This is a genomic window from Saccharococcus thermophilus, assembly GCF_011761475.1.
Lineage (GTDB): Bacteria > Bacillota > Bacilli > Bacillales > Anoxybacillaceae > Saccharococcus > Saccharococcus thermophilus.
In genome coordinates this window covers 2,772,727-2,784,827 of sequence record NZ_JAASRS010000001.1, presented here as the reverse complement: position 1 = coordinate 2,784,827, position 12,101 = coordinate 2,772,727, and the positions used below count along the sequence as shown (strand labels likewise).

Sequence of the window (12,101 nt, the reverse complement as noted above, 5' to 3'; positions counted from 1 at the left end):
TGTCAGAGTTTTATCTGCATATAAGGCGAAGTCGAAGAAGAAAAGGTTCAATTTTTTATTATGCATTAAAAAAGACTGCTGACGAAATGCAGCAGTCTGGGTTACTTTTCAAACCCATATTCCCGTTCTACTTTGCACACCCGGACTGAATAGCGCTCGTACCATTGCTGCTTTCCTTTTTCTTGAGCGATTTGGTGTGCCGCGTGCACCTTCCATTGTTGAATCGCTTCAAGAGAGTCCCAGTACGAAACGGTGATTCCGACGCCGTTTTCGTCGCGGACGCTGTCGACGCCAAGAAAGCCAGGCTGTTGGGAAGCTAGTTCCACCATTTGTTTCGCCATCGCATCATATCCGTGGTCTCCTTCAGTGCGCTCCGAGGTGAAAATCACTGCGTAATATGGCTTTTCCATCGTTTTTCCCCCTATCCTTTCATATATTCTTGCCGCTTCACGGTGATTTTGACATCTGACAAAAGGAAAATGCTTGTTAAAATAATCGTTAAGCCGCCGATCATGCCAACCGTGATTTTTTCGTGAAGGAAAATCATTCCCCAAATGACACCGAAAACAGGGACGAGAAAGGTAACGCTTAACGTTTTGGTTGGCCCGACGTTTGCTAGCAAGTAAAAATAAAATAAGTAAGCAATCGCCGTGCAAAAAACGGCCAGCCCCAATATCGAATACACGACGAGCGGCGATACTTGTTTCGTTGGAATGCTAAAGGCTGCCAACGGAATGAGCACGGCAGCGGCGCCTAGTTGCTGCCCAATCGACAACGATAAGGAAGAAACTCCCGTAAACGCTTTTTTGGCATACACACCGGCACAGCCGTATGAGAACGCGGCCAAAATCGACAGTAACGCGGAAAAAACGGTTTGCATCGACAGCGGAACAGGGCTCCAACCAACTAATACAAACACGCCGACCGTGCCGAGGACGATGCCAATCCATTTTTTTGCATAAAGCGGCTCGTGAAGAAACCATCGCGAAGCAAGCGCGGTAAACAACGGCGTGGTCGAATTCAAGATGGCCGCTACGGAAGCCGTTAAATGCAGCGTGGCAGCGGCGATGAGCGTAAATGGAATGGCCGCGTTCAGCGCCCCGACGATAAGATATTCCTTCCAATAAGCTTTCAGCTCTACGCTTTTTTTAAACATCCATACATACAATAACAGCACGATGCCGGCGATCAGGACGCGTAATTCAATTGTTAGAACAGGACCGATGGCAGGGGCAGCGATGCGCATAAATAAAAAAGAGGCTCCCCATAACGCGGCGAGGAGAAACAGTGCTGTAAACTCTTTTGCGTTCATTAGATATGCCTCCAGTATATCTTTTTCTGAATTATATCATTTTTTCTATCGGTAGGAGAGATGTTTCGCAATAACGGCTATTGTTGTACATGTTCATAACAATTTTGGTTGACAATATATATAAAGATTGAATATCATTAAGCTGTAAAGCAAAATATATATTTTCTCTGTTAAAGGGGAGTAGCTTTAACAGCAAAGTCGTCAGTTCAGGGCAACGCCCTCGGCTTTGTTGGCAACGGCAACGTTGTTAGCGAGACCTTTACCAATGTTGGTAAAGGTCTGTTTTTATGAAAGGGCCTTTACCAAATCGGTAAAGGTCTTTTTATTTTCGCGGAGAAAGGGAGGAATGATAGGTGGAATTTTTAACAGCGCTTTTATCGATTGTTATTATTGATCTTATACTAGCGGGCGACAATGCGATCGTCATTGGCTTGGCGGCGCGAAATTTGCCGAAGCATCAACAGAAAAAAGCAGTCATTTGGGGAACGGTGGGCGCGGTGGTGATCCGCGCGCTGGCGACATTGTTTGTCGTCTGGTTATTAAACGTTCCGGGACTGCTATTAGTCGGCGGGATTTTGCTTGTCTGGATTGCCTATAAGCTGCTTGTTGAGGAAAAAAGCCATGACGTCGAAGCGGGGGGCAGCTTATGGGAAGCGATTCGCACCGTTATTATCGCCGATGCGTTAATGGGATTGGATAACGTGCTGGCGGTAGCAGGAGCCGCGCACGGAAGCTTCTTATTAGTTATATTAGGATTATTAATTTCCGTGCCTATTATGGTATGGGGAAGTACGTTAACTTTGAAATGGATCGAGCGTTTCCCAATAATGATTACCATCGGAGCGGGAGTGCTTGCATGGACGGCCTCGAAAATGATTGTGGAGGAACCGTTTTTAGATCAGTACTTTGCCAATCCGGTTGTAAAATACGGATTTGAAGTTCTTGTTATCGCTGGGGTGATTGCCGCTGGCACGTTAAAAAAGAAGAAGAGTGAAAACAAATTAGAAACAAAAGCCGCCAACGGATGATTGGCGGCATTTGCTTATAACTCATCAAATCCGTTATCGATATTCACTTTTGTATATTGCCGTGATTTTTGTTCAAAGAAATCCGATTTTCCGAGGTCGACTTCTTCATACGCTTTAATCCAGCGCAATGGATTTGTTCGATAGCCGTCAAACGGACGGTTAAAGCCAAGCTGATGGGCGCGGACGTTAGCGTAAAACTTGATGTAGGCGCTCAAATCATGCATATCAATGCCATCAATATCGTTGCCGATGATATGATTGGCCCATTCGATTTCCAGATCCGCTGCTTTGATGAACGTTTCTCGCACAAATTGGGCAAGTTCCGGTGTATTGTATTCCGGGTATTCGTTCAGCACTTCTTTAAAAATTTTGGCGAACAGGTCGACATGAATATGCTCGTCCCGATTGATATAATTAATCATCGTGCTTGTCGCGACCATTTTTTGATTGCGCGCCAAATTGTAAAAGAAAGCAAAGCCGGAGTAGAAAAACAATCCTTCTAAAATCACGTCATAGACAATCGATTTTAACAAGTTTTCCACGTTCGGATTTTCGGCAAACGATTTGTAGCCGTTTGTGACAAAATCGTTTCGTTTGCGCAAAATCGGCTCGTTCCGCCAAAATTCAAATACTTCGTCCTGTTTGCTTTTCGGCACAAGGCTCGAAAGCACGTAAGAATACGAATGGTTATGAATAACTTCTTGCTGGGCAAGCATGATCATGAGCGCGTTAATGCTTGAATCGGTAATATAATCGGCGACTCTGCCGGCGTAGTCCGTTTGAATGCTGTCAAGCAGGGCGAGCAGGCCGATAATTTTCAAAAACGCGTCTTGTTCGCGCTCGGATAGCAATGGAAATTGCTTGACATCTTGCGACATATTGATTTCAAACGGCGTCCAAAAGTTTGCCAGCATCCGTTTATATTTGGCGTAAGCCCAAGGATATGCGATATCATCCCAATTTAAGACGTTTGAGCTTTTGCCGTTAATGATTCGCGTTGAGCGGTTGGGTGCTTCCGGATCCATGATGACTCTTTTTGTTAATGCATGTACCATGTTTTTCCCCCTTAACTTGCGCAGGATTCGCATTCATCGATCGCGCTGGAAGTGGAACGGACGTAATACGTTGTTTTTAGTCCCGACTTCCAGGCGGTGAGATGAAGGTCTAACAGTTCTTTCGCTTTAATCGTGTTCATGACATAAAAGTTGAATGAAATCGCCTGGTCGATATGGCGTTGGCGTGCTGCGTTCTGCTTGATGCTCCAATGCTGGTCGATATGGTACGCCGATTTATAGTACCATGTTGTTTTTTCATTTAAATCAGGTACCGTGACCGGAATTTTGTAATCTTTCTTTTCTTCCGCGTACACTTTTAAAAAGATCGGGTCGATGCTCGCGGTGCTGCCGGCGATAATCGAGGTTGAAGCGTTTGGCGCGACCGCCAGGACGTAACCGTTGCGCATGCCGTGTTTGGCGACTTGTTGTTTCAGCGTGTCCCAGTCGACGTTGTCGTTGCGGCGGTAGCCGCGCTTGTCAAAATAGGCGCCCGTCTGCCAATCGGAGCCTGGAAATGCGGGATAACTGCCTTTTTCCTTCGCCAATTCCATGCTTGCTTGGATCGCTAAATAGGCGATTTTTTCGTACAGCTTGTTGGCATATTCGACCGCTTCTTCCGATTCCCAGCGCATGCCTTTTAATGCGAGCAAATGGTGCCAGCCGAACGTGCCGAGTCCGACGGCGCGGTATTTTTGATTCGTCAGCTGCGCTTGCAGGACAGGGATGCTGTTTAAGTCAATGACGTTATCAAGCATGCGCATTTGAATCGGGATGAGCCGCTCAAGCACGTTGTCGGTAACGGCGCGGGCAAGGTTAATCGACGACAAGTTGCAGACGACGAAATCGCCGGGGATTTTCTCAATGATAATTTTTCCGTCTTTCGTATATTGCTTTTCGACAACGGTCGGGCTTTGATTTTGCGCGATTTCCGTGCAAAGGTTGCTGCAGTAAATCATGCCGAGATGCGCGTTCGGGTTTTTCCGGTTTACTTCGTCGCGGTAAAACATAAACGGTGTGCCCGATTCCAATTGGCTGCGCATGATGCTTTTCATTATTTCAATCGCCGGCACTTTTTCTTTTGAAAGCCGCTCTTCATGAACGCATTGCCAATATTTTTCGCGGAAGCTGCCGCGCCCTTTTTCTTCATCGTAAAAGTCCTCAAGGCTAAATCCCATCACTTTGCGCACTTCATGCGGGTCAAACAAATACCAATCGCCGCGTTTTTCGACTTGCTCCATAAATAAATCCGGGATGCAGACCCCCGTAAATAAATCGTGCGTTCTCATTCGTTCATCGCCGTTATTTAATTTCGCATCCAAAAAAGCAAAAATGTCTTTATGCCAGACGTCTAAATAAACGGAAATAGCGCCTTTGCGCTGCCCTAATTGATCGACGCTGACGGCGGTGTTATTAAGCTGTTTCATCCATGGAATCACGCCGGAGGAAACGCCTTTAAAGCCCTTGATGTCGCTGCCGCGGCTTCTGATTTTGCCGAGATAGACGCCGATTCCGCCGCCCGATTTTGAAAGGTTGGCGATGTCGGTATTGCTGTCGTAAATGCCCTGCAGGCTGTCATCGACCGTATCGACAAAGCAGCTCGACAGTTGTCCGCAGCTTTTGCCGGCGTTTGCCAAAGTCGGTGTGGCAACGGTCATGTACAAGTTGCTTAACGCCCAGTACGCTTCTTGGATAAGGGCAAAACGGCGCTGCTTTGGCTCTTTGGCCATTAGCGTCATCGCGATGATGAGAAACCGCTCTTGCGGAAGCTCATACAAGTTGCGTTCGTAGTCGCGAGCAAGGTAGCGATCGGCGAGTGTGCGCAAGCCGATATAGGTAAACAGCTTGTCTTTTTCCGGATCGATGAGTTTGGCGAGTTCCGTGATTTCTTCTTTCGTATAATTTTCCAAAAGGAAACGATGATACACTCCCTTTTCGACAAGTGCAGCAATTAAATCATAAAGGCTGCCGTAACGTTGAGCTTCGTCGTATCCGCGCTGCTTTGCCGCTTCTTTATATAATTGTTTTAAATAAATGCGGGCGCAGACAAACGTCCATTCCGGTTCCGTTTCGCTAATATAGGAAAGCCCCTCGAGTATGAGATAATGAAAGAACTGCTCGACAGAAATGGCCTCTTTATGTTCGATCACACGGATGATGCGTTCGATATAGCCATCTGTCCGTAAGTGCGGAAAATCGCTTGTCGTGCGGCGGATAAAGGAAATAAGTTTCTCGCGGGAAAATGGCTCGGCTTGTCCATTTTCTTTCGTAATCATCGTATTGCTTGTTTGCAACGCCATCGTTTTCTCCTCCTTGTCGTCCATAAAAAAATCCACTCGGGTCAACGAGTGGATGAAACGACAGCATAAAAAGGGGAGGTGAAGCCCTTTTCCACCATCGTTTCATCTTCTCGCACCCCGGAGAACATGAAACGCAACCAAGCAAGGCAGGTCTCCTGACTCGTGCTTCTTCCTACTTTGGATCCTTCCCATACGCGCGCCCAAACGAGCTTGCGCATACAGTGGATGTTCCATTTCGTCCGCACATACAGTTGCGGGGGCAGTTCTGGATTCGCACCAGATTCCCTATTAAGTCCGAACGGACACCATTGCTTGTGGTTTCACTATATATAGTTGCTTGTTAAACAAAAAACACAATATATAGTATTTTGTTATTGTTGGTATAAGCATATAATAAAACGCTGGAAAATTCAACTATGATTTTACGGCGAAAAGAAAAATGAGAAATGCTGTTTCGTTGTCCAAGCATTTCTCATTGGCGCGGGGGATGGAATTTTAGCAATAAAATTTGAAGCAGCCGCCCGATGCATATCCCGGGAATGACAAACAGCATCGGCAGCCAAATAGGACCGAAAAATATGCCCAAAAATGTGACGCTTGATGAAAGCATCAAGCCGACGGTAACGAAATAGGCGGAAAACACAAACGGCAGGAACGAGTAAGGGGTTTGCCCTCCGCCCGCATCTTTGAACGCATCCCACATCGCGTAAAAATATAAACATGGATAAAACATGAGCCATTGAAAGTCAATGATGTTGGCGGCCTCATGAGTATTCCCTAAAAAACTTAACCGGATGGCCTCATTAAACCGCGATTGCATGTTAATAAGAAACTCCAAAAAGATAAATAAAGTGCCTTTAAAATATTTTCTGTTTAAAAGTTGCCCAAATCCAGGCAGGGCAATGCTCCATAACAACCGTTCCATTGCTTTCACGTTTTCTAACCCTTTACTAAAATAATTTGTTCGAATGTCGCATTGTTTGTTATTGCGACGAAAAAAAACGAAGCAAAAACGAAACTTCCATACCCTTAATGTTTACTTTAATTACATTATTTAGCAAAAAAACGTGATTTTATGCTTTTTTTAAATAATAATAAAGCGAATGTTTCTTACTTTTTGTAAATATATGGATTTATGGCATGAAATGCTTGTCCATTATATTATTGGTTAGCGTAAATCCAAAAATATTCTTTAAATTTTTCAGAATAATTAATATAATATTAATGTAATGAATTTTAATAAACAACAAAGGGGGAAAAAATGTGAAGGGGCTTAAATCCGTTTTGCTTTGGGGTCTTATTTCTGTACTTGGAGCAGCAGGGTTTGCGGTCCTCGCATTAAGCCGTGGCGAAACGGTTAATGCGATTTGGCTGATTGTTGCCGCTGTATGTACGTATGCGGTAGCATACCGTTTTTATAGCAAGTTTATCGCCCGCAAAGTATTTGAGCTCGATGACAATCGCAAAACGCCTGCCGAGATATTTAACGACGGAAAAGATTATGTGCCGACGAACAAATGGGTGTTGTTCGGCCATCACTTCGCAGCTATTGCCGGCGCCGGACCGCTTGTTGGACCGATTTTGGCGGCGCAAATGGGATATTTGCCGGGAACACTTTGGATTGTGATCGGTGTTGTTTTAGGCGGAGCCGTGCAAGACTTTGTTATTTTATTCGCTTCGATGCGCCGCAACGGCAAATCGCTTGGCGAGATGGTAAAAGAAGAAATCGGCCCTGTGACAGGCTTCATTGCTGCGCTTGGTATTTTAGGAATCATGATTATTTTATTGGCTGTTTTGGCGCTGGTTGTTGTGAAAGCGCTTGTAGGAAGCCCGTGGGGAATGTTCACCATCGCCGCGACGATTCCGATTGCGATTTTGATGGGCATTTACATGCGCTTTATTCGTCCGGGACGCGTGGGGGAAGCTTCTTTACTCGGATTTGTTCTGCTTTTGCTTTCCCTCGTCGCTGGACAGCATGTAGCACAAAACCCAACGTTAGCGGAAATTTTTACATTAAAAGGCGAAACGATCGCGATCTTGATGATCATTTACGGATTTGTCGCATCGGCATTGCCGGTATGGCTATTGCTTGCGCCGCGTGACTATTTAAGCACGTTCTTAAAAATCGGCACGATCGTCGGCCTTGCGTTAGGCATTTTAGTCGTAGCGCCAGATTTGCAAATGCCGGCGTTAACGAAATTTGTCGACGGCACTGGCCCGGTATTTGCGGGGAACTTATTCCCATTCCTGTTTATTACGATCGCTTGCGGTGCTGTATCGGGATTCCATGCGCTTGTTTCTTCCGGTACGACGCCAAAAATGATTGAAATCGAGAGCCATGCCCGCCCGATCGGCTATGGCGCGATGTTGATGGAATCGTTCGTCGCTGTCATGGCGATGGTGGCAGCATGCGTGCTGACCCCGGGAGCATATTTTGCCATCAACAGCCCGGCTGCTGCCATCGGTCAAGATGTAGTGCAAGCAGCGAAAGTCGTATCGTCATGGGGATTTACCGTTACGCCTGACATGCTGTCAGAGCTTGCGAAAAATGTCGGCGAGCAAACGATTTTATCACGTACTGGCGGGGCGCCAACATTGGCGATTGGAATGGCGGTTATTCTCTCGAAGGTGATCGGCGGCAAAACATTAATGGCGTTCTGGTATCATTTCGCGATTTTATTTGAAGCACTCTTTATTTTAACGACGATTGACGCTGGCACACGCATCGGCCGCTTTATGATTCAAGATATTATGGGCACTTTCTACAAACCGCTTGGCAAAACGGATTCGCTGGTTTCCAATATTATCGCAACGACGCTGTGCGTTCTTGCTTGGGGATATTTCCTATACCAAGGGGTAGTCGATCCGCTTGGCGGTATTAATACGTTGTGGCCGCTGTTCGGAATTGCCAACCAAATGCTGGCGGGAATTGCGTTACTATTCGGCACGACGGTGCTGTTCAAAATGGGTAAAAAAGCGTACGTTTGGGTAACGCTTATTCCGACGATTTGGCTTTTAGTTGCCACGCTCACCGCGGGATACCAAAAGCTGTTCCACAGCAATCCAAAAATCGGTTTTCTCGCCCATGCCAATGTGTTTAAAGATGCGTTAAACCAAGGCAAAGTTTTAGCGCCAGCGACAAATGAGGCGCAAATGAATCAAATTATTATGAACGACTATATCGACGCAACGCTTTGCGCGATTTTCATGCTTGTTGTCATTGCGATGTTGATTTCTTCTGTAAATACGTGGATTAAGGTATTGCAAAACAAACATGTGTCGTTGAAAGAGGCACCTTATATTCCAAGAGATGGAGGAAATGAGGTTAAACATTATGCGTAAGTGGCTTCATACGATTCTGTCCTACCGCAAGCAATTTCTTGATTTACTTGTCGGCGTTCCCAATTATGAGAAATATGTCGAGCATATGAAAACACACCATCCAGGAGAGCCGATCAAATCAAGAAAAGAGTTTTTCTGCGAAGTGCAGGAAGCGCGTTATAACGGGAAGGGTGGAAAAGTTTCGCGTTGCTGCTAAGCTGATAAGAAGGGAAAAAGGGGAAGGGCACGTTCCCCTTTTTCCTTTTATAACGTTTGTTTTATGTTCGGCAGTCATGCGGAAATGAATATCGTATTTTTGCAAGGGGGAATACATAGATGCGCATTCTTGTTGTCGGCGCCGGTGCGGTCGGCGGTTATTTTGGCGGAAGATTGCTGGAAAAGGGAGTGGACGTGACGTTTCTTGTCCGTGAGCGAAGAAAAAAACGACTGCAGGAGCAGGGGCTAGTGATTCGTAGTGTTCACGGCGATGCGGTGCTATCTCCGAAGCTGATTGTAACGGGCGAGCAGGACGAGCCGTTTGATGTCGTCATTTTTTCCAACAAAGCGTACCATCTTCCGGAAGCAATTCGCGACGCGAAACCGTATGTAGGCGAAACAACGCTGATTTTGCCGCTGTTAAATGGCATGGCGCATATGGACTTGCTTTGGGAGGAATTTGGAAAAGATAATGTGCTCGGCGGGCTTTGCTTTATTGAAACAACATTGAATGAACATGGGGAAATCGTGCAAACGAGCGCTTCCCACGATGTTCGCTTTGGCGAATGGTCCGGGGAGCGGACGGAGCGCGTTCTTGCGTTGGAACAATTATTTTCCGGCTGCAACGCCCGTTTCCGTTTAAGTGAGCACATTGCGACAGATATGTGGAATAAATATTTATTTATTGCAACGATGTCGGGAGTGACGACGTTGTTTCGCGCGCCGATTGGCCCAATTCGTTCTGGAAAGTACGGGCAAGAAATTATTTTCGGATTGCTAAAAGAGATTGCAGCCGTGATGCGGGCGCATGGAGCACCAATTGCCGATAATATCGGAGAAAAACAACTGGTGCAATTAAACGGAATAGAAGCGACAATGAAGTCATCGATGCAGCGCGATATGGAAAAAGGGCAGTTGATTGAAGCCGACCATTTGCAAGGTTACTTGCTTTCGTTGGCGAAACAATACGAAACCGAAACACCGCTGTTAAAAGTGGTATACCATAATCTAAAAATTTATGAGGCGAATCTCTCCAAAACAAAGTAAGAAATGGAAAAAGCGCAGCCTTCCGATATGTGTCGAAAAGAAGGCTGCCTTCTTTTTTGCAAAAAAGATTGTATATCGCTATCATGTAGTGTACAGTTAGTACTAAAAACGTATGCACAAAAAGAGGGGGATGCAGCCTTGAAGAAAGCTTGGTGGAAAGAAGGAGTGGCGTATCAAATCTACCCAAGGAGCTTCATGGATGCAAACGGGGACGGAATCGGCGATCTCCGCGGTATAATCGAGAAGCTTGATTATTTAAAAGACCTTGGAATCGATATTATATGGATATGCCCGATTTACAAGTCGCCAAACGCCGATAATGGATATGATATCAGCGATTACTATGCGATTATGGAAGAGTTCGGGACAATGGAAGACTTTGATTTATTGCTTGAGGAAGTTCACCGGCGCGGCATGAAGGTAATTTTAGATTTAGTCATTAACCATACAAGCGATGAACATCCATGGTTTATCGAATCGCGTTCATCACGGGACAACCCGAAGCGGGATTGGTATTTTTGGCGCGATGGAAAAAACGGCCGAGAGCCGAACAACTGGGAAAGTATTTTTGGCGGCTCCGCCTGGGAGTACGATGCGAAAACCGGCCAATATTATTTGCATATCTTTGATGTAAAGCAGCCGGATTTGAACTGGGAAAATGAAGAAGTGCGCAAAGCGCTTTATCAAATGATTAACTGGTGGCTCGATAAAGGCATTGACGGCTTCCGCGTTGACGCGATTTCCCACATTAAGAAAAAACCGGGATTGCCGGATTTGCCGAATCCGAAAGGGTTGGATTATGTTCCGTCTTTTGCTGGCCATATGAACCAAGAGGGGATTATGGATTATTTAAGAGAGTTGAAAATGCAAACGTTTGCGCGTTATGATATTATGACGGTCGGGGAAGCGAACGGCGTGACTGTCGACGATGCCGAACAATGGGTCGGCGAAGAAGACGGCATTTTCCATATGATTTTCCAATTTGAACATTTAGGGTTATGGCACAAAGGAACGAATGGCGGCGTAGATGTGCGCCAATTAAAGCGCACGCTTACGAAATGGCAAAAGGGACTCGAAAATTGCGGCTGGAACGCGCTGTTTTTGGAAAACCATGATCAACCCCGCTCCGTTTCGACATGGGGAAATGACAGGGAATACTTGGTCGAAAGCGCCAAGGCGCTCGGCGCACTCTACTTTTTGATGCAAGGAACGCCTTTTATTTATCAAGGCCAGGAAATCGGCATGACGAACGTCCAATTTCCGAATATTGAAGACTACAATGATGTCGCCATTAAAAGAATGTATCAAATCGAACGGGAAAAGGGCCGCTCCCACGAAGAAATTATGGAAGTGATTTGGAAAACGGGGCGCGACAATTCGCGCACGCCAATGCAATGGTCCGACGCGCCAAACGCTGGGTTTACGATGGGAACGCCATGGATGAAAGTAAACGAAAACTATAAGACTATTAATGTTGAGGCACAATTGCGTGACCCGAACTCCGTGCTTTCGTTTTACAAAAAAATGATTCAGCTTCGCAAAACGAACGAAGTGTTCGTTTATGGAACGTACGATTTACTTTTAGAAAAGCATCCGACAATTTATGCGTACACAAGAACGCTCGGAGGCGAAAAAGCAGTCATTATTGTTAATCTGAGCGACCAACCAGCGCTGTACCGTTATGACGGCATCCACTTAAGCACCGAAAACTTAGTGTTGCAAAACTATGACGTAAAGCCGCATAAAAACGCCACCCGCTTTAAGCTAAAGCCTTATGAAGCGCGTGTATATTTGCTGAAATAGATAAAAGCTGCCGTTCATTGCG

At 45.8% G+C, this 12,101-nt stretch carries 10 protein-coding genes and 1 riboswitch; of the genes, 5 read left to right on the top strand and 5 right to left on the bottom strand.

Translation table 11 applies throughout. The features are described from left to right. Nucleotides 1-101 precede the first annotated feature (101 nt). Together BDD39_RS14405 and BDD39_RS14400 are read right to left on the bottom strand one after the other, a co-directional pair. On the bottom strand, nt 102-410 hold the full coding sequence (locus BDD39_RS14405; protein ID WP_166911738.1) for an antibiotic biosynthesis monooxygenase family protein: 309 nt from the start codon (nt 408-410) through the stop codon (nt 102-104). A gap of 11 nt (nt 411-421) precedes the next feature. Next, nucleotides 422-1,312: a DMT family transporter gene (locus BDD39_RS14400; protein WP_166911736.1), complete on the bottom strand. Its 891-nt coding sequence runs from the start codon at nt 1,310-1,312 to the stop codon at nt 422-424. A 353-nt stretch (nt 1,313-1,665) separates the two neighbouring features. Between BDD39_RS14400 and BDD39_RS14395 the strand changes: the two genes are divergently transcribed. Further along, the gene (locus BDD39_RS14395) at nt 1,666-2,340 is read left to right on the top strand and encodes a YjbE family putative metal transport protein (protein ID WP_166911734.1); all 675 of its coding nucleotides are present in this window, start codon (nt 1,666-1,668) and stop codon (nt 2,338-2,340) included. 14 nt (nt 2,341-2,354) lie between these two features. Here BDD39_RS14395 and BDD39_RS14390 read toward each other — a convergent pair whose 3' ends face one another. From BDD39_RS14390 to BDD39_RS14380, 3 genes are all read right to left on the bottom strand, one after another. Continuing rightward, on the bottom strand, nt 2,355-3,395 hold the full coding sequence (locus BDD39_RS14390) for a ribonucleotide-diphosphate reductase subunit beta (protein ID WP_166911732.1): 1,041 nt from the start codon (nt 3,393-3,395) through the stop codon (nt 2,355-2,357). Nucleotides 3,396-3,406: 11 nt separating this feature from the next. Then, nucleotides 3,407-5,692 carry a ribonucleoside-diphosphate reductase subunit alpha gene (locus BDD39_RS14385; RefSeq protein ID WP_166911730.1) on the bottom strand — a complete coding sequence of 762 codons (2,286 nt, stop codon included), beginning with the start codon at nt 5,690-5,692 and terminating at the stop codon, nt 3,407-3,409. Nucleotides 5,693-5,820: 128 nt separating this feature from the next. Further along, nucleotides 5,821-6,018: riboswitch (cobalamin riboswitch) on the bottom strand. Nucleotides 6,019-6,164: 146 nt separating this feature from the next. Further along, nucleotides 6,165-6,626 (bottom strand): hypothetical protein, encoded by a 462-nt coding sequence (locus tag BDD39_RS14380; protein ID WP_166911728.1) that lies wholly within the window; start codon nt 6,624-6,626, stop codon nt 6,165-6,167. A 329-nt stretch (nt 6,627-6,955) separates the two neighbouring features. Here BDD39_RS14380 and BDD39_RS14375 point away from each other — a divergent pair, with 329 nt between their 5' ends. The 4 genes from BDD39_RS14375 to BDD39_RS14360 all read left to right on the top strand — a co-directional run bounded on the left by BDD39_RS14375 (nt 6,956) and on the right by BDD39_RS14360 (nt 12,079). Next, nucleotides 6,956-9,034 (top strand): carbon starvation CstA family protein, encoded by a 2,079-nt coding sequence (locus BDD39_RS14375; RefSeq protein ID WP_166911726.1) that lies wholly within the window; start codon nt 6,956-6,958, stop codon nt 9,032-9,034. Further along, entirely contained in the window at nt 9,027-9,230 is a 204-nt protein-coding gene (locus tag BDD39_RS14370) for a YbdD/YjiX family protein (protein ID WP_017435755.1), read from the top strand. Before BDD39_RS14375 ends, BDD39_RS14370 begins: the two co-directional genes overlap by 8 nt. Nucleotides 9,231-9,349: 119 nt before the next feature. After that, nucleotides 9,350-10,276: a 2-dehydropantoate 2-reductase gene (panE, locus tag BDD39_RS14365; RefSeq protein WP_166911724.1), complete on the top strand. Its 927-nt coding sequence runs from the start codon at nt 9,350-9,352 to the stop codon at nt 10,274-10,276. A 138-nt stretch (nt 10,277-10,414) separates the two neighbouring features. Next, nucleotides 10,415-12,079: a glycoside hydrolase family 13 protein gene (locus BDD39_RS14360; protein ID WP_166911722.1), complete on the top strand. Its 1,665-nt coding sequence runs from the start codon at nt 10,415-10,417 to the stop codon at nt 12,077-12,079. The last annotated feature ends 22 nt before the right edge of the window (nt 12,080-12,101 follow it).